The sequence below is a fragment of the Rhizobium sp. BK275 genome, assembly GCF_014193555.1.
GTDB lineage: Bacteria > Pseudomonadota > Alphaproteobacteria > Rhizobiales > Rhizobiaceae > Rhizobium.
Genome location: NZ_JACHZL010000001.1, coordinates 475,678 through 500,106, shown reverse-complemented (window position 1 = coordinate 500,106; position 24,429 = coordinate 475,678). Strand labels below are relative to the sequence as shown.

23 protein-coding genes are annotated in these 24,429 nt (G+C 59.6%); 19 read left to right on the top strand and 4 right to left on the bottom strand.

Translation table 11 applies throughout. The features are described 5' to 3' along the window. Positions 1-165: 165 nt before the first annotated feature. Complete coding sequence (locus tag FHT82_RS02250) at positions 166-1,422, bottom strand: arsenic transporter (protein WP_183725918.1); 1,257 nt, start codon at positions 1,420-1,422, stop codon at positions 166-168. A 422-nt stretch (positions 1,423-1,844) separates the two neighbouring features. Between FHT82_RS02250 and FHT82_RS02245 the strand changes: the two genes are divergently transcribed. The 6 genes from FHT82_RS02245 to FHT82_RS02220 are packed head-to-tail and all read left to right on the top strand — an operon-like array spanning position 1,845 to position 6,953. Next, positions 1,845-2,663 (top strand): cytochrome c oxidase subunit II, encoded by an 819-nt coding sequence (locus tag FHT82_RS02245; RefSeq protein ID WP_183725916.1) that lies wholly within the window; start codon positions 1,845-1,847, stop codon positions 2,661-2,663. Positions 2,664-2,712: 49 nt separating this feature from the next. Then, positions 2,713-4,482: a cbb3-type cytochrome c oxidase subunit I gene (locus tag FHT82_RS02240; protein ID WP_183725914.1), complete on the top strand. Its 1,770-nt coding sequence runs from the start codon at positions 2,713-2,715 to the stop codon at positions 4,480-4,482. After that, entirely contained in the window at positions 4,479-5,198 is a 720-nt protein-coding gene (locus FHT82_RS02235) for a cytochrome c oxidase subunit 3 (RefSeq protein ID WP_183725912.1), read from the top strand. Before FHT82_RS02240 ends, FHT82_RS02235 begins: the two co-directional genes overlap by 4 nt. Before the next feature lie 11 nt (positions 5,199-5,209). Then, positions 5,210-5,929: a heme-copper oxidase subunit III family protein gene (locus tag FHT82_RS02230; RefSeq protein WP_183725910.1), complete on the top strand. Its 720-nt coding sequence runs from the start codon at positions 5,210-5,212 to the stop codon at positions 5,927-5,929. Between the two features lie 7 nt (positions 5,930-5,936). Then, the gene (locus FHT82_RS02225; protein WP_183725908.1) at positions 5,937-6,302 is read left to right on the top strand and encodes a cytochrome C oxidase subunit IV family protein; all 366 of its coding nucleotides are present in this window, start codon (positions 5,937-5,939) and stop codon (positions 6,300-6,302) included. A gap of 27 nt (positions 6,303-6,329) precedes the next feature. Continuing rightward, positions 6,330-6,953, top strand: a complete 624-nt coding sequence (locus FHT82_RS02220; RefSeq protein WP_183725906.1) for a dienelactone hydrolase family protein — start codon at positions 6,330-6,332, stop codon at positions 6,951-6,953. 45 nt (positions 6,954-6,998) lie between these two features. On the opposite strand, the gene FHT82_RS02215 is transcribed toward FHT82_RS02220, so the two are convergent. Both FHT82_RS02215 and FHT82_RS02210 read right to left on the bottom strand, forming a co-directional pair. After that, a complete protein-coding gene (locus tag FHT82_RS02215) occupies positions 6,999-7,802 on the bottom strand; it encodes a DUF2189 domain-containing protein (RefSeq protein ID WP_183727220.1) in 804 nt (267 codons plus the stop codon). Between the two features lie 250 nt (positions 7,803-8,052). Continuing rightward, the gene (locus tag FHT82_RS02210) at positions 8,053-8,814 is read right to left on the bottom strand and encodes a FadR/GntR family transcriptional regulator (RefSeq protein WP_246698030.1); all 762 of its coding nucleotides are present in this window, start codon (positions 8,812-8,814) and stop codon (positions 8,053-8,055) included. A 231-nt stretch (positions 8,815-9,045) separates the two neighbouring features. On the opposite strand from FHT82_RS02210, the gene FHT82_RS02205 reads away from it, so the two are divergent. From FHT82_RS02205 to FHT82_RS02175, 7 genes are all read left to right on the top strand, one after another. Next, a complete protein-coding gene (locus tag FHT82_RS02205) occupies positions 9,046-10,026 on the top strand; it encodes a substrate-binding domain-containing protein (protein ID WP_183725904.1) in 981 nt (326 codons plus the stop codon). A gap of 3 nt (positions 10,027-10,029) precedes the next feature. Then, positions 10,030-11,628: a sugar ABC transporter ATP-binding protein gene (locus FHT82_RS02200; protein WP_246698029.1), complete on the top strand. Its 1,599-nt coding sequence runs from the start codon at positions 10,030-10,032 to the stop codon at positions 11,626-11,628. Positions 11,629-11,640: 12 nt separating this feature from the next. Next, a complete protein-coding gene (locus FHT82_RS02195) occupies positions 11,641-12,648 on the top strand; it encodes an ABC transporter permease (RefSeq protein ID WP_183725902.1) in 1,008 nt (335 codons plus the stop codon). 4 nt (positions 12,649-12,652) lie between these two features. Then, the gene (locus tag FHT82_RS02190; protein WP_183725900.1) at positions 12,653-13,549 is read left to right on the top strand and encodes an aldose 1-epimerase; all 897 of its coding nucleotides are present in this window, start codon (positions 12,653-12,655) and stop codon (positions 13,547-13,549) included. Positions 13,550-13,567: 18 nt separating this feature from the next. Continuing rightward, positions 13,568-15,193, top strand: coding sequence for an FAD-dependent oxidoreductase (locus FHT82_RS02185; RefSeq protein WP_183725898.1), 1,626 nt, complete (start codon positions 13,568-13,570; stop codon positions 15,191-15,193). 13 nt (positions 15,194-15,206) lie between these two features. Continuing rightward, entirely contained in the window at positions 15,207-16,355 is a 1,149-nt protein-coding gene (gene dgoD / locus FHT82_RS02180) for a galactonate dehydratase (RefSeq protein ID WP_183725896.1), read from the top strand. Positions 16,356-16,515: 160 nt separating this feature from the next. Beyond that, positions 16,516-17,337 (top strand): bifunctional allantoicase/(S)-ureidoglycine aminohydrolase, encoded by an 822-nt coding sequence (locus FHT82_RS02175; RefSeq protein WP_183725894.1) that lies wholly within the window; start codon positions 16,516-16,518, stop codon positions 17,335-17,337. 142 nt (positions 17,338-17,479) lie between these two features. On the opposite strand, the gene FHT82_RS02170 is transcribed toward FHT82_RS02175, so the two are convergent. Then, a complete protein-coding gene (locus tag FHT82_RS02170; RefSeq protein ID WP_183725892.1) occupies positions 17,480-18,136 on the bottom strand; it encodes a GntR family transcriptional regulator in 657 nt (218 codons plus the stop codon). Between the two features lie 147 nt (positions 18,137-18,283). Here FHT82_RS02170 and bioB point away from each other — a divergent pair, with 147 nt between their 5' ends. The 6 genes from bioB (at position 18,284) to gfa (ending at position 24,230) form a co-directional block, all read left to right on the top strand. Further along, a complete protein-coding gene (gene bioB / locus FHT82_RS02165) occupies positions 18,284-19,279 on the top strand; it encodes a biotin synthase BioB (protein WP_183725890.1) in 996 nt (331 codons plus the stop codon). After that, complete coding sequence (locus FHT82_RS02160) at positions 19,269-20,414, top strand: 8-amino-7-oxononanoate synthase (protein ID WP_183725888.1); 1,146 nt, start codon at positions 19,269-19,271, stop codon at positions 20,412-20,414. The genes bioB and FHT82_RS02160 overlap by 11 nt, the downstream gene beginning before the upstream one ends. After that, positions 20,411-21,052 (top strand): dethiobiotin synthase, encoded by a 642-nt coding sequence (gene bioD / locus FHT82_RS02155; RefSeq protein ID WP_183725886.1) that lies wholly within the window; start codon positions 20,411-20,413, stop codon positions 21,050-21,052. Before FHT82_RS02160 ends, bioD begins: the two co-directional genes overlap by 4 nt. Next, positions 21,049-22,329 (top strand): adenosylmethionine--8-amino-7-oxononanoate transaminase, encoded by a 1,281-nt coding sequence (locus tag FHT82_RS02150; protein ID WP_183725884.1) that lies wholly within the window; start codon positions 21,049-21,051, stop codon positions 22,327-22,329. The genes bioD and FHT82_RS02150 overlap by 4 nt, the downstream gene beginning before the upstream one ends. Further along, positions 22,326-23,309 (top strand): beta-ketoacyl-ACP synthase III, encoded by a 984-nt coding sequence (locus FHT82_RS02145; RefSeq protein WP_348647571.1) that lies wholly within the window; start codon positions 22,326-22,328, stop codon positions 23,307-23,309. The genes FHT82_RS02150 and FHT82_RS02145 overlap by 4 nt, the downstream gene beginning before the upstream one ends. Positions 23,310-23,657: 348 nt before the next feature. Then, the gene (gene gfa, locus FHT82_RS02140; RefSeq protein WP_183725882.1) at positions 23,658-24,230 is read left to right on the top strand and encodes an S-(hydroxymethyl)glutathione synthase; all 573 of its coding nucleotides are present in this window, start codon (positions 23,658-23,660) and stop codon (positions 24,228-24,230) included. The last annotated feature ends 199 nt before the right edge of the window (positions 24,231-24,429 follow it).

Here is a 24,429-nt window from a genome sequence, read left to right as displayed (position 1 = left end):
CTGGTGCCCGTCCGGCAGACAGCTAGGAGGAGTTCTGATTGAGTATCGGGAGCTTCGTCCGGTCCTGCCTGCAACTGACGAATCTTCTCAGGGGTCGAGCCGATAAGGCCCGACCCCTGATGTCGTAAAGACAGATGGCTTGGCAGACCTGGTGCGGGCGGCCCGTTAGAGCAGGATAAGGGACGCCAGCGACAGAATGAGCGCCGGGAACATCACGACAGTCCCAAGCTTCAAAAATCTCCAGCTGCTGATATGGAGGCCTTCGCGGCGGAGTGCCGACAACCATAGGATCGTTGCGAGCGATCCCGTGACCGACAGATTGGGTCCGAGATCGACGCCGATCAGGACAGCGCCCGCCACCTTATCTGAGACATGCGCCGCCTGGACTGCGCTGCCGGCGACCAATCCGGCCGGCAGATTGTTGACGAGATTGCAGACGATGGCGACGAACACTCCGGCCACGCCGACTGCCTGTGCTTGCGAAGCCGAGGCGAGGGAGGCCAATTGGCCGGAGAGAAGCCCTGTGACGCCCGTGCGATCGAGAGCTTCTACGATCACGAACAGACCCGCCACCAGCGGCAAGACGCTCCAGCTTATGCCTTTTATCGTCTCGACGGGGCTCTGCCGCGTCAGCATCAGGACAAGTGCCGTGGTGATGGTTCCTGCGAGAAAGGTTGGCACACCAAGATCGGCATGCATGGCGGACGCCGTCACGAGGATGATCGCCGTCACCAGGATTCCCCAACCTGCAAGGCTGGCGCTGCGGGTAAGGGCCGGTCGCTCCGCACTGGCGGCAAGCCTGTCTTCCGAAAGAGTGCGCCGCTGCGTCCAGTAAAGACAGACGAAAGTGACGACGATGGAAACAATCGACGGCAGGAGGAATGTCGACAGCCAGCGTGACAAAGGCGGCATCTCGCCGCCGGCGAAGATCACGAGATTGGCCGGATTGGAGATCGGCAACAGAAAGCTCGCCGCATTGGCGATGAAGGCGCATACCAGCAGATAGGGCATTGGGTCCCGGACCCGAGCCGCTCGGCAAGCCGCATAGACAGCAGGCGTGAGCACGACGGCCGTCGCATCATTCGAGAGAAAAACAGTCACGATGAGACCGACGAGATAAACGAGCGCGAACAGACGCCTGGGAGAACCCTTGGCATGCGAAGTCGCAATGGCGGCTATCCAATCGAACAGGCCTTCCCGTCGGGCAAGCTCGGACAAAAGCATCATGCCGATCAGGAAGAGATACACATCGATGCCCTTGGCGATCCCAGCCCAGGCATCGACCGGCCCGATGAGCTGGAAGGCAAGCAGGACAAGAGCCCCAAGAGCAGCCCAGATCGCCTCCGGCCACCGGAATGGCCTGGTAACGACGCCTGCCGCGGTGAGCCCGGCAATACTCCATATGATGGCATTCTCAGTCATTCGGATCAGCTGGTTGGCAACGAGGCAAATGATGGCCGCGGTGCGTGTTGCAGATTGGGCTTTCGGCGGACCGGATACATGTTCTGACGATCATCGGCAACAATCGGCCGACGACAACGATGCGAAACCTCGGAGATGAGCAACGGAACGTCCGGCGAGCGCTGACTTGTCAGTGGACGGCGCGTGTGACGTGGATCCCTGGCGTAAAGACGTTCAAACAAGAGGTCGCGCGTCGCGTGACGGCGCCCGTTCCAGCGCTTCTTCCAGGCGCAGTCCAGTTTTCAGGTTATGACGAAAGGCACTTCTGACGTTCCGGAAGTGCTCCGAGTCGTCGTAATTGCCATATTTTCCATCTGTGCGATAATAAACACGATATTTGCAGAATGCGGTTTTACGGTCGGTCGGCCCAGGGAGGGGCGGAAATGGCTGTTGTGCTGGTTCTCGTCCTTGTTGTCGTCGGCTCCGTGCTGTTTCATGTGCTGAGCCCGTGGTGGTGGACGCCGATCGCGTCCAACTGGAGCTATATCGACAGCACGCTCATCATCACCTTCTGGATCACCGGCGTCGTCTTCGTGGCTGTGATTTCCTTCATGGCCTATTGCGTGTTCCGCTTCCGGCACAAGCCGGGCAACCGGGCGCATTACGAGCCCGAGAACCGCAGGCTGGAGGTGCTGCTCGCCTCGGGAACGGCGGTCGGTGTCGCCGCCATGCTGGCGCCCGGCCTCATCGTGTGGAAACAGTTCATCACGGTGCCTGCCGATGCTGCATCGGTGGAGGTCGTCAGCCAGCAATGGCTGTGGAGCTTCCGCCTGCCGGGTGCTGACGGAAAGCTTGGCCGCGCGGAGACGCGTGATGTTACCGCCGAGAACCCGCTCGGCCTCGACAAGAACGACGCAAGCGGCCTCGACGACATCATTATTGAGGGCGGCGAACTGCACCTGCCGATCGGCAAGCCGGTGCACATATTGCTGCGCTCCGTCGATGTGCTCCACGATTTCTACGTACCGGAATTCCGCGCCAAGATGGACATGATCCCCGGCATGGTCACCTATTTCTGGCTCACGCCGACACGGACGGGAACCTTCGAGATTCTCTGCGCTGAACTTTGCGGCGTCGGCCATCCGCAGATGCGCGGAACCGTCATCGTCGACAACGACGCGGACTACCAGACCTGGCTCGGGCAGCAGCAGACATTCACCCAGTTGACGGCGTCATCGGGAGCGCCGCCGCCGGCAAACTGAACCGGCGGGAAAGACGGCCGCAGACTGGGAAGAAAAGGGAAGAGAGATCATGGTCGAGATTCCATCCGGCAGCATCCCCTCCGCCGAAGTCGAGGATGTCGAGCTTTATCATCCGAAAAGCTGGTGGACGAAATATGTGTTCAGCCAGGATGCCAAGATCATTGCCGTGCAATATTCGGTCACCGCGATCTCGATCGGCATGGTGGCGCTGGTGCTCTCCTGGCTGATGCGGCTGCAGCTTGCCTTTCCCGGCTATTTCGCCTTCATCGACGCCGATCACTATTACCAGTTCATCACCATGCACGGCATGATCATGGTGATCTATCTCCTGACCGCGCTGTTCCTCGGCGGTTTCGGCAATTACCTCATTCCGCTGATGGTCGGCGCGCGCGACATGGTCTTCCCTTATGCGAACATGCTGAGCTACTGGATCTATCTTGTCGCGGTGCTGATCCTGGTCGCGGGCTTTTTCGTCCCCGGCGGCCCGACAGGGGCCGGCTGGACGCTTTATCCGCCGCAGGCGGTTCTGTCAGGCACGCCCGGCGGCAAGGACTGGGGCATCCTGCTGATGCTCACCTCGCTGATCGTCTTCATCATCGGCTTCACCATGGGCGGCCTGAACTATGTGGTGACCGTGCTGCAGGGACGCACGCGCGGCATGACGCTGATGCGCATGCCGCTCACCGTCTGGGGCATTTTCACCGCGACCGTGATGGCGCTGCTCGCCTTTCCCGCGCTTTTCGTCGCCTGCGTCATGATGATGTTCGACCGCCTGCTCGGCACCAGCTTCTTCATGCCTGCCATCATTGAAATGGGCACGCAGCTGCAGCATGGCGGCGGCAGCCCGATCCTGTTCCAGCACCTGTTCTGGTTCTTCGGCCATCCCGAGGTCTATATCGTGGCACTGCCTGCCTTCGGTATCGTTTCGGACCTGATCAGTACGCATGCGCGCAAGAACATCTTCGGCTATCGCATGATGGTCTGGGCGATCGTGATCATCGGCGCGCTCAGCTTCGTCGTCTGGGCGCACCACATGTATGTCAGCGGCATGAACCCGGCCTTCGGCTTCTTCTTCGCCACCACGACGCTGATCATCGCCGTCCCGACGGCGATCAAGGTCTACAACTGGGTGCTGACGCTCTGGCGCGGCGACATCCACCTGACGCTGCCGATGCTCTTTGCGCTCGCTTTCATCGTCACCTTCGTCAATGGCGGCCTGACGGGCCTGTTCCTCGGCAATGTCGTCGTCGATGTGCCGCTGTCGGATACGATGTTCGTCGTCGCGCATTTCCACATGGTCATGGGCGTCGCGCCGATCCTCGTCATCTTCGGGGCGATCTATCACTGGTATCCGAAGGTGACGGGACGCATGCTGAACGACGTGCTCGGCCATATCCACTTCTGGATCACCTTCCTCGGCACCTATGCGATCTTCTTTCCGATGCATTATCTCGGCCTTCTTGGTGTGCCGCGCCGCTATTTCGAGATGGGAGAGACTGCCTTCGTTCCGCCTTCGGCCCATACGCTGAACATCTTCATCACCGTCATGGCGCTGATCGTCGGGGCGGCTCAGATGGTCTTTCTGTTCAATTTGGTCTGGAGCCTTTTGCGGGGCAGGGAGGCAGGCGGCAATCCATGGCGGGCAACGACGCTCGAATGGCAGACGCCGGAGACGCCGCCGGCACACGGCAACTGGGGCAAGGACCTGCCTGTCGTCTACCGCTGGGCCTATGACTACAGCGTGCCGGGCGCCGCCGAGGATTTCATCCCGCAGAATGTACCGGCAAGCGGCGGCGTCACACGGGAGGTTCCGGCATGAATGTCATGCTGATCTTCCTGGCCGCAATCGGCGCCATCATCATCTGGTGGCTGGCCGGGCAGCGGCTGACCTCGAAGCCCTGGCTCGAAACCGGCTCGGTGCAGCTGCCGGCTCATGACGACGCCGAGCGGCAGCGGTCACCGGTGCCGGCGGTGAAGATCGGTCTTTTCGTGTTTCTCGGCGTCGTCGGAGCGATCTTCAGCCTCGCCGTCAGCGCCTATTTCATGCGCATGGCCTCTGCCGACTGGTGGGGGACGCCGGTTCCGCGCCTCCTCTGGGTGAACACCGCGGCACTCGCCTTGAGCAGCGCCGCGCTGCAATGGGCTAAACGGGAAGCGCGGCACGGTCGCATGGAAAGCCTGAGGCCGGCGCTTGTGACAGGGCTTGCGCTTGCCGTCTTCTTTCTCGTCGGGCAGATCCAGGCATGGCGGGAGCTTACGGCAGAAGGCTATGTGCTTGCCGACAATCCCGCCAACAGCTTCTTCTACATGCTGACCGGCCTGCACGGCCTGCATATTCTCGGCGGGCTTGCTGTGCTCGCGCACACGACGGTAAGGGCATTTTCAGCCGACGTTCAACTGGAGAGATTGCAGCTCAGCGTCGATCTCTCGGCCATCTATTCGCATTTCATGCTCGCCGTCTGGCTCCTGCTCTTTGCACTCTTTGCCGGTTGGGCGAATGATTTCGTCGATCTCTGCCGCACATTACTGAACTAGGAGATTTGCAGATGGCACATCCTGTCCAGACACATGGCGAGCCCGGCCTCAGGCTGGCAGGTCTTCGCGGTGTCGCGGCCGATTTCAGCTCGGATCAGCGCGCCTTCAAGACCGCCTCCTGGGGCAAGGCGATGATGTGGATATTTCTGCTCAGCGACACTTTCGTCTTCGGCTGTTTCCTGATCGCCTATATGACCGCCCGCATGTCGACGCCGGTCCCCTGGCCCAATCCGAGCGAAGTCTTCGCGCTCCATATCGGCGGCCAGGATGTGCCGCTGATCCTGATCGCGATCATGACCTTCGTGCTGATCTCGAGCAGCGGCACCATGGCGATGGCGGTCAATTTCGGCTATCGCCGCGAACGCCGCACCACAGCAATACTGATGCTGCTGACAGCACTTCTCGGGGCGACCTTCGTCGGCATGCAGGCCTTCGAATGGACGAAGCTGATCACCGAAGGCGTGCGCCCCTGGGAAAACCCATGGGGGGCGGCACAGTTCGGATCAACCTTCTTCATGATAACGGGCTTTCACGGCACCCATGTCACTATCGGTGTCATCTTCCTGCTGATCATCGCCCGCAAGGTCTGGCGGGGCGATTTCGACGTGGAACGGCGCGGTTTCTTCACCAGCCGGAAAGGCCGCTACGAGGCCGTCGAGATCATGGGCCTCTACTGGCACTTCGTCGACCTGGTCTGGGTCTTCATCTTCGCGTTCTTTTATTTGTGGTGAGGTCGTTATGAGCGAGACAACGGCGCATGCGCAAACCCAACTGGCACATGTTCAAGCACATACCGGACAGCAGCATCCGATCCGGCTCTATCTCCTGGTCTGGGGTCTGCTCTTCGTGCTCAGCGCCTTTTCCTATATGGTCGATTATCTCGGCATCCAGGGCTATCTCAGGTGGACGCTGATCCTGCTGTTCATGATGCTGAAGGCCGGCCTGATCGTCGCCGTCTTCATGCACATGGCCTGGGAACGGCTGGCGCTGGTCTATGCCATCCTGCTGCCGCCGCTATTGGTGTTGGTTTTCGTGGCACTCATGGTATCGGAAGCGGACTATACGATCTTCACCCGGCTCGCCTTCTTTGGTGCGGCGCCGTAGATAGCGATCATCGGGAGAAAGTTTTGTATGGCCGAGGTCTTGTTGTTCCATCACGCACAGGGGCTGACCTCGGGTGTGCGCGCGTTCGCCGACGCCATCGGGGCAAACGGCCATATCGTGCACACGCCTGATCTCTTCGAGGGACGCACGTTTCCAAGCATCGAAGAAGGGCTCGCCTATATTGGTGAGATCGGATTCGACGCCATGAGGGAGCGCGGCGTCCGCGTCGCCGATGAACTGCCTCCCGGACTTGTCTATGCCGGGTTCTCATTTGGCGTGCTGCCGGCACAGAAGCTGGCGCAGACGCGGCCCGGAGCGCGCGGGGCTCTGCTCTTCTATTCCTGCCTGCCGATCAGTGGCGAGTGGGCCTTCGGACCCTGGCCGGACGGCGTGCCGGTCCAGATTCACGGTATGGACAACGATCCGGTCTTTGTCGGCGAGGGGGACATCGACGCCGCCCGCGAGATCGTAGAGAAGGTCGAGGACGCGGAGCTTTTCCTGTACCCCGGCGATCAACACTACTTCGCCGACAGCTCGCTGTCGTCCTATGATGCGGATGCGACCGCTCTACTGACCACTCGCGTGCTTATTTTTTTGGATCGCACAACGACCAGCCTTGCAGGCAAGAAGCACTCCACGGACAATTTGTAGGCCGCTGGCTTCCCGGATGCTTACTTAGCGCCCGCCCGTGGCCCCCTAGGCTGCTGCGGGTTCCACGACCTTGCGATAGAGATGCCAGGTGGTGTGTCCTAGCACGGGGATGACGATGGCGAGACCGGCGAAGAACAAGGCAAAACCGGCGGCGAGAAGCACCGCGACGATCAGGCCCCAGAGCACCATTTCGATAGGGTTGGTGGCCACGGCCTTGATCGACGTATATATCGCCGCCGCCACGCCCGTATCGCGATCGAGAAGAAGGGGAAAGGCGATGACCGTGGTGCACAGCACGACAAGAGCGAAGACGAAACCGACGGCATTGCCGTAAAGGATCAGCCGCCAGCCTCGCTCGGTGGTGAAGATCTCGTTGAAGAAGCTCCACAGCGATTCCGGCCGCTCGGGCCTGAACAGGCCGACATAGAGCTCCTGCGCCGTGAAAAGCCACCCCACGAAGATCGCGACCAGCATGACGCCGATGACGAGAATGGCCGGCATCGCAGGAGAATGCCTGACCGAGAGCGCATGCTGCCAGGAGGTATCGAGACCGAGTTCCCGCCGGCGGCTGATTTCATAGAGACCGAGTGCGGCGAACGGACCGAGGAGGGCAAAGCCCGACATCAGGGGAAAAAGCAGCGGCAGCATGTTGGCGCCCGATGTCCACCGCGCGATGACGAGACCCGCCACGGGGTAGACCAGGCAAAGAAAGACGTAGTGCGACGGCTTGTCCCAAAAATCAGCCAGCCCCTGACGCAGAGCCGCAACGACATCGGCCGCGCCGATGCGACGCACGTTCGGGTAGGCCGCGTTCGCTTTACCTCCCGCGATCACATGAAAATGCGTCATAAAACGTGTCATGACAGTTCCCCCGATCTTGCTGCGGACAGCAACGATCAGAATGGACACCCGCGAACAACGGGGCCATGGGACCGAAAGCTGCACGCGTAAAGAGTATACGCCCGCTGGTAAAACCTGACCAGCGGTCTCAGCAGGCTGCTGGTGGAGGAACCAGTGCCGGCGAAGTCGTTTAATCTCAAACGGATGCGCACTGTGGGCGAGCGCAAATTTCGGGGGACGCCAGAAGCTGAAAATAATCTTATCCGGGCTTGCTGGATCTCAAGGCGTCAGTGATCTCTGCTCGTGCAACGCCGATGAGCGCCTCCATCGCTTTGCGCGCAGCGTCCGGATCTCTCATCCGGATAGCATCAAGGACGATATGATGCTTATCGAGAGCTTGTTCGTGAGACTGGCTGGCACGATTTGTGAGACGGAAACTGGCGAGCAAAGCAGCCCGAATAGCAGTCGCGAACTGCCGGTAGACCCAGTTGCCGCTGGCATTGATAATCGCGGTGTGAAAATCCAAATCTGCCCGGCTCCATTCTTCGTTGTCGCGGGCATTGGCATCGACCATGTCTTCGTAGGCCTGTGCGATGCGTGCCAGCTGCTTGGCCGTGGCGTTCGTGGCCGCCTGCGCCGCGGCTGCAGGCTCCAGCAGATGTCGTGCGTCGATCAATGATGTGTAGAAGGCTTCATCGCCGCCCATGGACAACATCACGTCCAGGACAAGCGGATCCAGATAGTTCCAATTCTCGCGTGGGAGGACAGTCGTCCCCGCTCGCGTGCGGGAGCGGGTCATTCCCAGAGCCACAAGATACTGCATTGCCTCACGTAGGCTTGTACGACTGACCCCGAACTTTTCAGTTAGGTCCGCTTCGTTAGGAAGCGTCGAACCTTCCGGCAGTTTTCCCGAGACGATCTGCTCGACGAGTTGCGTGAGCAACGCTTCGCGGACCGAGCGTTTTCCACGACCGGCAATCTCCTCTCCACTCTCAGTCAACTTTCTATCGGTTCGCATCATTTTCCCCTGAACTCCTCGTTTTACGCCACTCTTTCACGGTGACTGCCGGTTCATTTCCGCTCGTTCCTAATCATACTCAACTAGCACGAAACTAGCTGAAAAAACCACACTTATAAAAAAATAAATCGTATTTATATTGACATTAATCGTACCCATAATATTGTTTGCTCGTCTGCATGAGCCCGGCACGCCCGAGTTCAATGATTTTCTGCAATCAATAGGGAGGGAGCGATGAAGCTCATCAAGCAAGCTGCCGTCTTGGCGCTAAGCACGTTCAGCGCCGCGTTTGTCACGCCGGTCTATGCCCAGGACAAAGATCTCAAAGTTGGTGCCATCTACATGGATGCGCAAGGCTTCTACGCTGGTGTCCGCAAAGGCATCCAAACCGGCGCGAACGACGCCGGTCGGAAGCTCGATATCGTTGAGACCAATGCGCAAGGGGATGTGAGCAAAGAATCCTCTTTCATCGATTCGCTGATTTCGTCCGGCGTACAGGCGATCATCGTTTCGCCGGTTTCCGCTGACGGCTCCTACCGAGCAATTCGTCGCGCTCATGAAGCTGGTATCCCGGTCGTCTGCTACAACACGTGCTTGAACGACGCCGACATGAAGGAATACATCTCGGCCTATGCCGTCGGCGACCCCTATGATTTCGGGCATAAACTCGGTGATGCGGCTGCCGATTACTTCATCGCCGAGAAGAAGGACGCGCCGAAAATCGCTGTTCTCAACTGCGAATTCGTCGAAGTCTGCGTTACCCGCCGCAAGGGCTTCGAGGAAGCGCTGAAGGCCAAGATTCCGGGCGCTCAGATCGTTGCGAACCAGGAAGGCGCTATCCTCGACAAGGCGGTTTCCGTCGCGAGCACGATGCTTTCGTCCAACCCCGATATCGATGCGTTCTTCGGTGAAGCCGGTGGTGCTACGCTTGGTGCTGCTCGTGCCGTCAAGAGTCAGGGCAAGACTGGCAAGGTTGTCGTCTTTGGTGGCGATATGACCACGGAGATCGCTCAGGAACTTGCAGACTTCACCGTCATCAAGGCAGTCGTAGACATTTCGGGCCAGGGCCTCGGTAAGCTGGCGCTCGCACAGGCGATCAAGTCGATCGATGGCCAGCCGCCGGAGGGGATCAAGGTTCCGTACGACATCGATCTCTACAAGTCGTCCGACGACGGCAAGGCTTGGCTCAAGGCGCACGCCGACGGTATTCCGTGAGGCATGTCGTCTGACGAGACAAGCAATCGAGGCCGCCAGGAAACTGGCGGCGTCTTCTCATCGGTGGATAATGTCATGACTCAGATATCGCGCTCGGTTGAGGCTGCTCGCCACTCAATCGCGTCAATCAAGGGATGCACCCGCCAGTATCCGGGCGTATTGGCCCTGGACAACGCAACTTTTGAAGTCGCGGCAGGCGAGGTCAGAGCCCTTCTAGGCAAAAACGGCGCTGGCAAATCGACCCTCATCCGGCTCCTGACCGGAGCCGAAGTGCCAGACACCGGAAGCGTCACGGTTGATGGCGAGGAACTCCGTTACTCAGGCTCAAATCGGGCTCAAGATGCTTTCGATAAGGGAGTGCGTGTCGTCTACCAGGAGCTTAGCCTGGTGCCGGGAATGTCGCTTGCCGAAAACCTCTTCCTCGGGCGCTGGCCGCGAAAAGGAGGTGTCATCCAGTACGCCAATATGGAGGCCGAGGCTTCCGAGGCGATGGGCCGGCTTGGTTTGGACCGGCCGCCCAATTCCCTGGTGGCGAGCCTAAGCCCGGCTGAACGCCAGCTGCTGGAAATCGCCCGCGTACTGCTCGGCAAACCCAAGCTTGTTATCCTGGACGAGCCAACGAGCTCGCTCGCTGCAGCTGAGGCCGAGAAGGTGATGGCGGCCGTCAAACGGATCGCTTCCGACGGCATTGCGGTCATCTACGTCAGTCATCGGATGAACGAAATTCGCCAGATCGCGCACTCGGCGACGATCATGCGCGATGGCCGCATTATCGAAACGGTGGACGTAAAGGGTGCCGACACGCGTGAGATTGTCCGGCTTATGCTTGGGTCTGAAGCGTCTCAGACGGCCGCACTCGAAAACAGAAGCCAGGGACAGACCGTTCTCGAAGTAAAGGACCTTGCTCTGTCCCCTAAACTGGCCTCCATCTCCTTTTCGCTCAAGGCAGGGGAAGTTCTGGGCATTGCGGGTCTGCTTGGTTCCGGCCGTACCGAGCTTCTGCAAGCGATTATGGGTGTCCAAATGCAGGACCACGGCAACGTGCTTGTCGACGGGGTTTCGGTGGCGCCCGGTCACTATAAGAAAATGATATCCCGTGGTTTCGGATACACGCCGGAAAGCCGCAAGGAAGAGGGGATTGTCCCGCTCCTTGGGGTCGATGAGAACACGTTGTCGACGGATTTTTCGGGTGTCAGCAGGAATGGCATTCTCTCCTCCAGATTGATCGCAGAAGCCACGCGCAAAGTCATCGAGAGACTGCATATCAAGACGGCGCGGACAGATACTCCTATCGGCACGCTATCAGGCGGCAATCAGCAGAAGGTCGTCATTGGTCGTTGGGTTTACGCCAACAGTCGCGTCCTTCTTCTCGATGAGCCCACTCGTGGCGTTGACGTCGAGGCCAAGGCCCAAATCTACACAATCATCCGTCAGCTCGCCGCCGAAGGGCGCAGCATCATCTTCGTCTCGAGCGAGATTGAGGAACTGCCTCTCGTCTGCGATCGGGTTCTCGTGCTTCGTGACGGGACGCTGCAGGAAGAGTTCAAATCACCGAACATCGATCAGGACGCCTTGATGGCAGCCTGCATCGCAGGACATTGAGGGAGACACGCGATGTCACTCGACCAGGCTGCAAAGCCCACTTCCGCCCGGACCTCGAACAAATCCGGCTTCAACTTCTCTCAACACATGAACGAACTCAGCCTGTTCGTTGCAATTGTCGTACTCTACATCGTCTTCACATCGACGGCGAATGGCTTTCTGTCCTTCAACAATCAGATCAACATCCTCCGCGATGCGGCGACAATCGGTATTGCTGCATGGGCAGCAACGCTGATCATCATCGCCGGTGAGATTGATGTCAGCGTCGGACCGATGGTGGCTTTCATCTCCGTGGTCCTGGCGTTTTTTCTTCAGTGGGGCGTTCCCACTCCGATTGCATTTGCGCTTGCGATTGTCGTCGGCGCACTGCTTGGATCTATCGCAGGAGCATTGCGGGCGTATTTCGATGTTCCGTCTTTTGTCGGGACGTTGGGCCTTTGGAGCGCATTGCGCGGGACGGCTCTCTTTGTGACGGACGCGCTTCCGGTTTCGATTGGTCGAAACGACACCTTGGACGCGTTGGATCGCTCGGTCCTCGGCATCCCGCCTGCGGCGATCATTATGCTGGTGTTGTTCGCAGTCTTTGCATTCATCAGCCGAAAGACTGCGTTTGGACGGTCGGTCTTCGCGATTGGCGGCAATGCGCATGCAGCGTTCCTGAGCGGTATCAGCGTATCGAAGATCCGCGTTACGCTTTTCGCGATTGCCGGTGCTATGGCAGCGATCTCGGGCATTCTGCTGGTGTCGCGCCTTGGGTCAGGCAATGCGACCGCAGCCACCGGCCTCGAATTCGACGTCATCGCGGCAGTCGTTGTCGGCGGTACCTCGCTGTCGGGAGGGCGGGGATCAATGCTCGGTACGCTCTTGGGCGTGTTGGTCATTACCCTCATTGGAAACGGCCTCGTCTTGCTGGGGATCAATCCCTTCTTCCAGCAGGTCGTCCGTGGCCTGATCATCGTTATCGCGGTGCTTGCCAATATTCAGGCGATCAAGCGCAGCGTGTCGCGCAACAAGGGTTGAGCCCATGTCGGTAATCAACCTCGCAGCTGGTCCGCTTTCGCTTCGCGTCTCGACGAAGGGCGGGCTTTTGCTCGGCTTTTGGCGGGACGTTGGTATCGGGAAAGTACCGCTGTTACGCCCCAGCCAGTCGGACGACGCAAATGCATTGGGATCGTCCTGCTATCCGCTCGTGCCATTCGGCAATCGGGTGAAGGACAACCGGTTTTCCTTCGATGGCAATGACTACCAGTTCAGGCCGAACACCGAGTGGGACAAGCATTATCTGCACGGCGAAGGCTGGCAAGCGGAGTGGTCGCTGGGAAGACAAACGCCCACCTTGGTCGAGATGAGCTTTACCCACCGGGGCGGCGCAACCCCATACGAATATCGGGCGCATCAGCACTTTGCTCTAAGTGAGGAGGGTCTGACGATGACGCTGACGGTCGAAAACCGTGGTGAACGAGCCATGCCGTTCGGGCTGGGCTGGCATCCCTATTTTCCGATGACGCCCAACACCACGTTGCTCGCGCCTGCCCGGAAATTCTGGACGGAAGTGGAAGGTTGGCTGCCGGGTGAGCAAACCGAAATTCCGCCAGACCTTGATTTCAGTTCGCCAGCGAAGCTGCCTCATCGATGGGTCAACAACGGTTTCGAGGATTGGAGCGGCGAGGCATTTATAGCGTGGCCGGAGTGGCACACATCGCTGCATCTGACCGCTGACGCAATCTTCAAGCACGCCTTTGTATTCGTGTCGGACACGACCTTCGATCCAGGCTTTAAGCGCGACTACTTTTGCTTCGAGCCTATGACCCATCTGGCCAATGGACATAACCTGCCTGATCTCGGCGAGCTGAAGGTGTTGCAACCCGGCGAAATCCTCTCCGGAAGCATGCACCTGCGCCCCTCAAGCCACTGGAATTGACGGTTTTGGAGTTTATGAATGTCTGCGATCGACCGTTATGACTACATCATAGTTGGCGGCGGAAGCTCTGCCTGTGTGGTTGCGGCCAAACTGGTGCGAGAGGGCAGGGCCAAGGTTCTGCTTCTGGAGCGCGGCCCCGCCAAGGCCAACCCCATCATGCATTTTCCGGCGGGCTACATGAAGTTCCTCGCCAAGGACACCTATCTGTCCATGCACCAGACGAAGCCGCAGCCGCAACTGAACGGGCGCGGTCCGATCGTCCCACAGGGGAAAGTGCTGGGTGGCGGCAGCACGGTCAACGCGATGGTCTATATGCGGGGCCAGGCTGCCGACTTCGATCTTTGGAACGAACTCGCCACGTCCGAAGGCTCCAACGATGGAGCGTGGTCGTACGCAGACCTGCTGCCATATTTCAAAGAGCAGGAAGATAACGACCATCTTGCCGGCGAATTTCATGGGGTAGGCGGGCCGCTCAAGATCTCTCATCTCGGCCATACCAGCCCGATGACGCGCACCTACGTGAAGACGCTGCAGGGCATGGAAATCCCTTATAATCCTGACTTCAATGGTGCCCGCCAGTTCGGGGTCGGCTTCATGCAGCACACGATCGATTGGAGGACTCGCAAGCGCTCCAGCGCCGTCGACGCCTTCCTCGCTCCGGTTATGAACAACCCGCTGCTGACGATCGAAACTGAAGCAACAGTGACGTCGCTGGAGATGAACGGCGACCAGGTGACCGGCGTCCGATACGTGCAGAATGGCACATCGAAGCAGGCGGACGCCGGCAAGGAGGTCATACTTGCAGCTGGCGCTTACCAGACGCCGAAGCTCCTCATGCTGTCGGGCATTGGTCCGGAGGATGAACTGACAAGGCACGGCCTGAAGACAGTCGTCGCCTTGCCTGGTGTCGGGAAGAATCTGCAGGACCACTATGAATGCCCGGTCGTCGCAACCACAAAGGGCTCGTTTGGTTATTATGGGCAAGACCGTGGTTGGCCGATGATCAAGGCCGGATTGCAGTATCTGATGTTCAAGTCGGGGCCGGTCTCTACCACCGGGGTCGAGACATGCGCGTTCTATGATCCAGACGGCAATAATGACCGACCGACTATCCAAATGTTCTGTGTTCCTACGGTTTATCTCGACCGTGACGTCATGGGTACCGAACCCAGGGACGGCGTGACGATCAACTCGCTTCTGTTGCGACCGAAGGCAAGAGGCTCGGTGACACTGGCATCGAAGGACCCTTTCGACAATCCCATTGTCGACACGCAGATTTTTGGCCATCCGGACGACCTGCGTCTCACCATGGCAGGTTTCCGGTTCGCGAGAACGGTGTTGGACGCGTCGCCTATGAGGGACCTGATCGAAAAGGAGATCTTTCCGGGACCGGACGTAACCAGCGACGATGCCGTCGCGGCTCACTGCAAACGGACAGTGAAGACGGGATACCACCCTGTTGGGACCTGCAAGATGGGACGGGATTCAGATCACGAAGCCGTCTTGGATCTAAGCCTGCGGGTAAGGGGAACGCGAGGCCTTCGAGTGGTTGATGCATCGATGATGCCGGCGATCGTCAGCGGCAACACCAACGCCGCTGTCATGGCAGCAGCGGGAAAAGCTGCAGACCTTATCCTCGCATGAACAGGCATATTTCATGAAGATCACCAAACTGACCACCTATATCGTCCCGCCGCGCTGGCTGTTTCTGAAGATCGAAACCGATGAAGGTATCGTCGGCTGGGGTGAGCCTGTTGTCGAAGGCCGCGCGCTGACCGTCGAGGCCGCCGTTCACGAACTCGCCGATTACCTTGTCGGCAAGGATCCTTTCCTCATCGAAGACCACTGGACCGTCATGTATCGCGGCGGCTTCTACCGCGGTGGCGCCATCCACATGTCGGCAATCTCGGGCATCGACCAGGCGCTCTGGGACATCAAGGGCAAAGCGCTTGGTCAGCCGATCCATTCGCTGCTCGGCGGGCAGGTACGCGACAAGATAAAGGTTTATTCCTGGATTGGCGGCGATCGCCCGTCCGATGTGGCTGACAATGCCAAGGACGTGGTTTCCCGCGGCTTCAAAGCGATCAAGATGAACGGTGCTGAAGAACTTCAGATCGTAGATACCAACGACAAGATAGATGCGATCATTGCGAACATTGCAGCAGTCCGCGAGGCTGTCGGCCCCCACGTAGGCATTGGCGCCGACTTCCACGGCCGGGTTCATCGACCAATGGCCAAAGTTCTCGCCAAGGAGCTCGAACCCTACAAGCTGCTTTTCATCGAAGAACCGGTGCTGTCCGAACACCGCGAAGCATTGAAGGAAATTGCCAACCATTGCTCGACGCCGATTGCTCTCGGCGAGCGCCTGTATTCACGCTGGGACTTCAAGCGGGTTCTCTCGGATGGTTATGTAGACATCTTGCAGCCGGATCTCTCGCATGCTGGAGGCATCACCGAATGCCGCAAGATCGCGACGATGGCCGAGGCTTACGACGTTGCGCTTGCACCACATTGCCCGCTCGGCCCGATTGCCCTTGCCGCCTGCCTGCAGATTGATGCCGTCAGCTACAATGCCTTCATTCAGGAGCAAAGTCTGGGCATTCACTACAACAGCGGAAACGACATCCTCGACTACATCTCAAACACGGAGATCTTCCATTACGACGATGGCTTCGTATCGATACCGCAAGGCCCGGGTCTCGGCATTGAGGTGAACGAGGAATATGTCAGGGAACGGGCCAGGGAGAACCACCGTTGGCGTAATCCGGTGTGGCGGCATGAGGATGGAAGTCTCGCCGAATGGTAGAGGCGATAGCATGTCGGCGTGACAGTCACCCAATGGTGAATCTCTCCGGCGTTGACGGACCTGACGGGCTGGCTGTCGATGCCGCCGGTGCAGATCGATCTTGAGACGCCGCAGCATTCAGAATAGCGTTCGAAACATTCAAACTGCTGAGAGAATCTTCATGGAAAACCGTTCCTACTACGCCCCTCCCGGTGGGCTTCCGCCGCAAACCGATCTCCTGTCCGGCAAAGCGGTCTTCACCACTGCCTATGCGGTGATCCCCCGAGGCGTAATGACGGATATCGTCACGAGCTACCTTCCTCACTGGACGAATACGCGGGCTTGGATCCTTGCGCGGCCTTTGACGGGTTTTTCGGAGACCTTTTCGCAATACATCATGGAGGTCGCACCTGGCGGCGGAAGCGCGAAGCCTGAGCCGGAGCCCCGCGCTGAAACGGCAATCTTCGTTGTGGCGGGGACTTTGGCGATCGGGTACGAAGGGCGCGTTTACACTCTTCGTCCAGGATCCTTTGCCTTCCTCCCTGCCGGCAGCGCATGGACTCTCCAGAACGACGGCGCGGATGTGGCGACGTTTCACTGGATAAGAAAGGCCTTCCAGGAGGTCGAGGGATTGGATCGGCCGCCTGCGATCTTCACGCATGAGGAAGAGCATCAGCCGAGCGCGATGCCCGACACGGATGGCCGGTGGGCAACGACGCGCTTCATCGATCCCGCGGACATACGTTACGACATGCACGTCACCATCGTCACGTTCGAACCGGGTGCTGTAATCCCCTTCATGGAGACCCATGTGATGGAACATGGTCTCTATGTTCTCGAAGGACGGGCCGTCTACCGCCTCAACGAGGATTGGGTGGAAGTTCAGGCCGGCGATTTCATGTGGTTGCGCGCATTCTGCCCGCAGGCCTGCTACGCAGGTGGACCGGGCCGCTTCCGCTATCTGCTCTACAAGGACGTCAATCGGCACGCGTCTCTCTGGTAGGCTCAGACCTTTCCGATACGTGACGCGTTGCAGGCGAAGGAGACGTCACGCTTCCAGTCACGAATATCGCGCATCAGCTCGGCAGGAGTGGTTTACCTGCCAAGCGCGCAACCCAGTGGAAGCAGTGCTTTCGCACCGGCAATCAGCGGGGCAATGGCTTGGTTTGAGCGGCAGCCGACCTGCCGTCATTCGTCGCTCGCTCGAGCCCGCGGATATGGGCGTCGAGCAGGGATACCGCACTGTGGAAGTCACGCTTCTTCAGGGTGTCGACGATCTGTCGGTGCGCATGGCTCGACCCGGGTCGCCATCCGGCCGAACGCGTGGCCGAGAATATGATGCGTGAGTTTGCAAGCTGAAGATCGTCGAGCATGCTGAGCAGTCTCGGCATCCGACAGGGAATGAGCAATTCCTTATGAAAGTTGCGGTTGGCCTGTTCCCATTCCTCGATGGTTTTTGCCTGGTCTCCGGCCGCGAGCGCCAGTTCTATTCTTTCGAATGCGGCGGCATTGATCTTGGGAGCCGCCAGCCTCAGCGCCAATGTCTCGAGCGCGGCGCGAATTTCGACGGTTTCCTGAATTGAAGCCTGATCCAGCGGCGCAACACGCATGCCGCGACGCGGTTCGCTGACAACCAGCCCCTGGGCGCGCAGAAGCTGAAAGGCTTCCCGAGCGGGCACATGGCTGGCGTCGAATTCCTCAGCGATATGATCCTGCCGAAGCGGCGTTCCGGCAGCCAGTTCTCCGGCGACAATTCTCTCCCCGATCACACGAGCGATGCGTTCTGCGACTGTTTCTGCCATGATATTCCATAGATAATCTATGATAAAATAGATTGATTGAGCCAAATTCGGGCGATAGCCTGTTAGATGAGCAGCATAATCATAGATTATCTATAATTCAAGCGAGTTCCAACGTGCTGCTGTCGGTGCCCGTGCAGGAGAATGGTCATGTTGAAAACAGAGGCGGTAACGGAGCACGGCTGCATCAGAGATCCCTGGACGCTGACCTCGGCACGAGAGCTCTACGATCTGCCGTTCAACGAGCTGCTCTTCCGCTCACAAACCGTCCATCGAATGAACTTCGACCCGAACCGCGTCGAGCTTGCCAAACTGCTGAATATCAAGACGGGTGGCTGTCCGGAGGATTGCGGCTACTGCAGCCAATCGGCCCACCACGCTTCCGGCCTGACGGCCACCAAGCTCATGAAACTCGAGGACGTGGTTTCGGAGGCCCGCAAGGCAAAGGAAAACGGCGCCACGCGCTATTGCATGGGTGCTGCATGGCGCAGTCCAAAATCCCGTGACGAGCCAGCGATCGTCGCCATGGTTCAGGCGGTAAAATCGCTTGGCCTCGAAACCTGCATGACACTCGGCATGCTTTCGCCGGAACAGGCGGAGACCTTCGCGGATGCCGGGCTCGACTATTACAATCACAACATCGATACCTCGGAAAATTTTTACCCCGCAGTCGTCACGTCGCGTCGCTTCGAGGATCGCCTGGAGACGCTGGCCCATGTGCGAGAGGCAGGCATCAAGGTCTGCAGTGGCGGAATATTGGGAATGGGCGAGACGGAGGATGACCGGATCGACATGCTCGTTACGCTCGCCAATCTGCCGACGCCGCCCGAGAGCGTGCCGATCAATATGCTGATCCCCGTTGCCGGCACCAAATTGGCAAATGCCGCACCGGTCGATCCGATCGAGTTCATCCGCATTATCGCCCTTGCGCGCCTGATGATGCCGAGTTCCTCCGTCCGTCTGACCGCCGGCCGAACGGCAATGAGCGATGAGATGCAGGCGCTTTGCTTCTTTGCCGGCGCCAACTCGATCTTCATCGGCGACACGCTGCTGACGGCAAGCAATCCAGGCAATGACCGCGATTCAAGGCTCCTCGGCCGGCTAGGCCTCACACCCGTCACCATGGAGATGTCGGGTGATCTCTGATCGGCTCGCCCGCTACGATGGGAAACTTGAGCAACTGCGGCAGAAGAACCGGCTGCGCGCACTCAGCCACGATACCGGCGCCGACTTCACGTCGAACGACTATCTGGGGCTTGCCGCATCGCCTGCCATGAGTGCTGCGCTGATCGCCGCAATCGAGCGTGGGCTGCCGGTCGGTGCCGGCGGATCGCGGTTGCTTCGTGGCAATCACGCGGAGCATGAGGCCCTTGAGGAGGAGGCCGCCGCATTCTTTCGGTGCGAGCGAATGCTTTATTTCAGCAGCGGCTATGCCGCAAATCTCGCCGTTCTTTCGACCCTGCCGCAGCGCGGCGATCTCATTGTCCATGACTGTTTGGTACACGCAAGCGCACATGAAGGGATGAGAGCGGGGCGGGCCGACGTCGTTTCCCTACCGCATAATGATGCGAATGCGATCGATGATGCAATCCGCACTTGGCGTGCGGCAGGCGGGACGGGTTTTCCGTGGATTGTCGTGGAGAGCCTCTATTCGATGGATGGCGACCGCAGCTCCTTGTCGGATCTGGTGGATATAGCCGATCGCCACAACGGCTTTCTCTTCGTCGACGAGGCACATGCGACAGGTGTGCACGGCGCCGGCGGTGTCGGTTATTCCGGGGCCATCGAAGGCCGCGACAATGTCATCGTCCTGCATACGTGCGGTAAGGCGCTCGGGGCTGCCGGTGCTCTTGTCGGCGCCAGTCGTGTGCTTTGCGATTTTCTCGTCAACAGGGCTCGCCCCTTCATCTATTCGACAGCGCCTTCGCCTCTGCAGGCAGCTTGCGTGCGCCATGCGCTGGCCATTCTGTCACGGGAGCCGGAAAGGCGGGCCAGGCTTCACGACCTCATTGGTTTTGCCAACACAAGATTTGCCGAACGTCTGGGCAGGCCGGCAAGCGGCACGCAGATCTTGCCGGTCATCATCGGCGACAATGGCCGGACCGTGCGCGCTGCCGATCGCATGCAGTCGAAGGGCTATGATATCAGGGCGATCCGGCATCCGACCGTCCCCGTCGGCACGGCCAGGCTGCGCATCACGATCACCCTGAATGTCGATAGACCTGTCATCGCAGGGATGATGGACGAGCTTGCCGAGGTGATTGCGGAGGAGGCGGCATGAACAAGCGCTTCGTCATCACCGGGACCGATACCGGAATAGGCAAGACTGTCTTTGCGGCCGCGCTGACGAGTGCGCTCGACGCTTGCTACTGGAAGCCTGTCCAATCGGGCCTCGAGGAGGAGACGGACAGCGAGACGGTCGGGCGACTTGGCGGGCTTTCGCCTGACCGGATCCTGCCCGAGGCCTGCCGCCTCCAGACCCCGGTTTCACCGCATCTTGCGGCTGAGATCGACGGCGTCGCCATTGATCCAGATGCACTTCTGCTACCGGACACGAAGCGACCTCTGGTCGTCGAGGGGGCCGGTGGCCTGTTCGTCCCATTGACCCGGCATGTCACCTTCATCGACGTTTTCGCGCGCTGGCGCCAACCGGTCATCCTCTGCGCCAGGACCGGGCTCGGCACTATCAATCACACCCTGCTGTCGATCGAAGCGATGAGCAGACGGCAAATTCCGATTTTTGGCATTGCTTTCATCGGTGAGGAGCGCTCCGACACCGAGAAGATCATCACGGAAATGAGCGGCATCCCAATTCTCGGCCGCCTGCCGCGCCTCGATAGGCTGGCACCGGACACATTGCGCCGCGCTTTTGATGCGCATTTCGATATCTCGGTCTTTCAGAAGGTTGCTGCAGCGTGACCGGCTTTTCTTCGACATCGCCGGTCTGGCATCCATTCAGCCAGCATCAACTCGAACCTGTTTTCAAGCAGATCGTCCGGACGGATGGCGCCTATCTGATCGACGAGGACGGTCGTTCGGTCTTCGATGCCATATCGTCCTGGTGGGTCATCACTCACGGGCATCGCCATCCCGCCATCATGGAGGCGATCCGGCTTGCGTTGGAGCGCTTCGACCAGATCATTTTTGCCGAATACACACATGAGCCGGCGGAAGCTTTGGCCCGCGGTTTGATCCGCCTGGCCCCTCCAGGCATGGCCCATGTCTTTTATTCAGACAGCGGCTCGACCGCGGTCGAGGTCGCCATAAAAATGGCGCTCGGGTTCTTCCACAACAACAGAGCGCCGCGCTCGCGGATCGTCGTCATGGAGCATGGCTATCACGGCGATACGATCGGCACCATGTCCGCCGGCGAACGTGGTGTCTTCAATGCGCCCTACGCGCCTCTGCTCTTTGATGTCGACACCATCCCGTTCCCGGAACCAGGCCGCGAGCAGCAGACGCTCGACGCCCTCGAACGGTTCTGCCGCGGCGGCGAGATCGCGGCCCTGCTGATTGAACCCTTGGTTCTCGGCGCCGGAGGCATGAAGATGTATTCGCCTCATCTGCTGACGGAATTCAGGCGGATCACCGAACGATACGGGACGCTCCTGATCGCCGACGAGGTGATGACGGGCTGGGGGCGGACCGGAACCCTGCTCGCATGCGAACAGTCCGGCATCACCCCCGACATCCTGTGCCTTTCGAAGGGGATTACCGGCGGCGCCCTGCCTCTGGCGGCAACCTTGTGCACGGCCGAGATATTTGCTGCGCATCTTTCGGACGATCGCAGCCGGATGTTTTTTCACTCCAGTTCCTATACCGCCAATCCCATCGCCTGTGCCGCCGCTCTGGCAAATCTTGACGTGTGGTGCAAGGAGCCGGTGCAGGAGCGTATTCAGACGGTTACGGACATGCACCGTGAAAGGCTGGCGCGGTTTCGGCCCGATCCCCGTTTTTCCAATATTCGTCAGCAGGGCACGATTGCCGCGCTCGATCTCGCCGTCGAAACAACAGGATATCTTTCCGAGGTTGGCCCGCGTCTCAGGGCTTTCTTTCGTCAAAGAGATCTCCTCATCCGCCCGCTCGGGAACGTCATCTATCTGATGCCGCCATATTGCGTGACAGAAAGCGATCTCGATCGGGCCTATGGCGCCATTGAAGAGGCGGCGGATTTCATCAGGAAAGCGGCATCGTGACGATCGTTAGCCGGATGGCCGGCTTCGGGCATTATGTTCCCGAGCGGCGTGTCGAGAACCTGGAAATCGAAATGCAGCTTGGCCTCGATGCGGGCTGGATCGAGGGGCGGACCGGCATCCGCTCGCGACGCTGGGCGATGCCCGGCCAGACACTGACGGATCTTGCGACGAACGCGGGTGCGATGGCGCTTGAGGAAGCAGGCGTGGACCGCAGCGACATTGCGCTGACCCTTCTTGCAACATCGACGCCGGATCATCTTCTGCCGCCTTCGGCTCCGCTGCTTGCATGCCGTCTCGGCTTGCAAGCCTCGGGAGCGATCGACCTTGCAGGCGCCTGTTCCGGCTTTCTCTACGCGCTTGTGTTAGCCGACGGTTTTGTCAGGGCCTGGCGTAGGCCTGCCCTTGTCGTTGCCGCCAACATACTCAGTCGGCGCATCAACATGGACGAGCGGGGGACCGCTGCAGTCTTCGCGGACGCTGCCGGCGCAGTCGTGCTTGCGCCTTCGAGGGATCCACATGGCGGTGTCCTCGGGGTCGAACTGATGCAGGAGGGAGAGAATTACGACCTTATTCAGATCCCGTCCGGCGGCAGTGCGCGCCCTTTTGAGATCGGAACCAATCCGCGGGACCTTCGGATGACGATGCGTGACGGGAGAGCTGTGTTTATGCACGCTGTCCGGATGATGACGCAATCGTCGGTCAGGGCCATGGAACAAGCCGGACTGGCCGCAAGCGATATAGATCGCTTCGTCCCGCATCAGGCCAATTCCCGCATTATCGACGCTGCCTGTGATCAGCTTGGCCTCCAGCCCGCCAAGGCGGTGCGGACCATAGGGGAATTCGGAAACTCCTCGGCCGCCACCATCCCTCTGTCTCTCTCCCTGGCCAACAAGCAGCAACCGTTCGCTCCTGGCGAACATTTGCTTCTGGCTGCGGCCGGCGCAGGGATGATTGGCGGAGCAGTCGTCTTTGGCGTCTGAAGATTGCCATGCCACCGAATGGGTTCTGCAGCGGAGGCCAGGGAAGAGGGTGCTTGGCTCAGAAGTCGAGCCGGATCAGCAGGACACGCCCAACGCTCTTGAACGTTGACTCCGGTCAATGAAGAAGTCCACGCTCTTGGTCATAGCGCGTTATTGTGATGTTGGCGCTCACCCAGCGCATCAGATCTCCAAGGGGTGTCGTCTCCTGCTTTTAAACGGCACACGTTCGTAGCGGTGATATACTCACCCGACGAGGCGATCTCGCGCTGACCGTCGACTGTTTTGCGCGATGAGGAAGGGCTTGGCCGCGGCATCCCGCCTCGGCCCAGGAAGGGAAGGAGACAACGCATGACCAATGTAGCGATCCACCCGATCGTGGATTCCGGATACCGGGCGAGCGATGCGTCATTTGCCGGCGGCACGCTGGTGTGCAACTGCGCGAGCAACCCGGTGAAGGTCCGCATCAAGGGCGATATCGCCCACAACCATGCCTGCGGCTGCACGAAATGCTGGAAGCCGAAGGGGGCGGTCTTTTCGGTGGTTGCCGTGACCCCGACGCAGAATGTCGAGGTTCTGGAGAATGGAAACAAGCTGGCGGTCGTCGACGCGTCGGCGCTGATCCAGCGCCATGCCTGCAGGGATTGCGGGGTTCACATGTACGGGCCGGTCGAGCGCGAGCACGCCTTCCAGGGACTGTCCTTCGTCCATCCCGAACGGTTCCAGGAGAAAGGCTGGGCCGGCCCCGGCTTTGCGGCCTTCGTATCGTCCATCATCGAAAGCGGATACGACCCTGGAAAGATGAGCGCCGTGCGGTCTCATCTCAAGGAGGTTGGGCTTGAGCCTTACGATTGCCTGTCGCCCGCGCTGATGGACTTGATCGCCATCTGGACGGCGAAAAAGGCGGGGGTTCTCGCGGCCTGACGTGTTGCGGAAGTTCGCTTTGGGCGCCGTCGCGATTATCGCGGCGGTGCTCCAGGATTAAGGCACTCGGCGCGCCTTCGCCCCATGCGGGTCAGTCCTTGTTCGTCGTGGCTGCCCGCAACGCGTCGATCGGCAGTCCGCAAGCTCGTGCTCGGGCGATTGCCCGATCTGCGATATTTCCGCGCGACTGCAGGCATTT

Excerpts from the sequence above, each read along its gene's own strand:
- FHT82_RS02215 (WP_183727220.1), bottom strand. The coding sequence starts at position 7,802 with ATGACGCATTTTCATGTGATCGCGGGAGGTAAAGCGAACGCGGCCTAC.
- FHT82_RS02185 (WP_183725898.1), top strand. The coding sequence starts at position 13,568 with ATGTCTGCGATCGACCGTTATGACTACATCATAGTTGGCGGCGGAAGC.
- FHT82_RS02190 (WP_183725900.1), top strand. The coding sequence starts at position 12,653 with ATGTCGGTAATCAACCTCGCAGCTGGTCCGCTTTCGCTTCGCGTCTCG.
- gfa (WP_183725882.1), top strand. The coding sequence starts at position 23,658 with ATGACCAATGTAGCGATCCACCCGATCGTGGATTCCGGATACCGGGCG.
- FHT82_RS02230 (WP_183725910.1), top strand. The coding sequence starts at position 5,210 with ATGGCACATCCTGTCCAGACACATGGCGAGCCCGGCCTCAGGCTGGCA.
- FHT82_RS02225 (WP_183725908.1), top strand. The coding sequence starts at position 5,937 with ATGAGCGAGACAACGGCGCATGCGCAAACCCAACTGGCACATGTTCAA.
- bioD (WP_183725886.1), top strand. The coding sequence starts at position 20,411 with ATGAACAAGCGCTTCGTCATCACCGGGACCGATACCGGAATAGGCAAG.
- dgoD (WP_183725896.1), top strand. The coding sequence starts at position 15,207 with ATGAAGATCACCAAACTGACCACCTATATCGTCCCGCCGCGCTGGCTG.
- FHT82_RS02205 (WP_183725904.1), top strand. The coding sequence starts at position 9,046 with ATGAAGCTCATCAAGCAAGCTGCCGTCTTGGCGCTAAGCACGTTCAGC.
- FHT82_RS02175 (WP_183725894.1), top strand. The coding sequence starts at position 16,516 with ATGGAAAACCGTTCCTACTACGCCCCTCCCGGTGGGCTTCCGCCGCAA.
- FHT82_RS02170 (WP_183725892.1), bottom strand. The coding sequence starts at position 18,136 with ATGGCAGAAACAGTCGCAGAACGCATCGCTCGTGTGATCGGGGAGAGA.
- FHT82_RS02240 (WP_183725914.1), top strand. The coding sequence starts at position 2,713 with ATGGTCGAGATTCCATCCGGCAGCATCCCCTCCGCCGAAGTCGAGGAT.
- FHT82_RS02245 (WP_183725916.1), top strand. The coding sequence starts at position 1,845 with ATGGCTGTTGTGCTGGTTCTCGTCCTTGTTGTCGTCGGCTCCGTGCTG.
- FHT82_RS02220 (WP_183725906.1), top strand. The coding sequence starts at position 6,330 with ATGGCCGAGGTCTTGTTGTTCCATCACGCACAGGGGCTGACCTCGGGT.
- bioB (WP_183725890.1), top strand. The coding sequence starts at position 18,284 with ATGTTGAAAACAGAGGCGGTAACGGAGCACGGCTGCATCAGAGATCCC.
- FHT82_RS02200 (WP_246698029.1), top strand. The coding sequence starts at position 10,030 with ATGTCGTCTGACGAGACAAGCAATCGAGGCCGCCAGGAAACTGGCGGC.
- FHT82_RS02210 (WP_246698030.1), bottom strand. The coding sequence starts at position 8,814 with ATGATGCGAACCGATAGAAAGTTGACTGAGAGTGGAGAGGAGATTGCC.
- FHT82_RS02235 (WP_183725912.1), top strand. The coding sequence starts at position 4,479 with ATGAATGTCATGCTGATCTTCCTGGCCGCAATCGGCGCCATCATCATC.
- FHT82_RS02195 (WP_183725902.1), top strand. The coding sequence starts at position 11,641 with ATGTCACTCGACCAGGCTGCAAAGCCCACTTCCGCCCGGACCTCGAAC.
- FHT82_RS02250 (WP_183725918.1), bottom strand. The coding sequence starts at position 1,422 with ATGACTGAGAATGCCATCATATGGAGTATTGCCGGGCTCACCGCGGCA.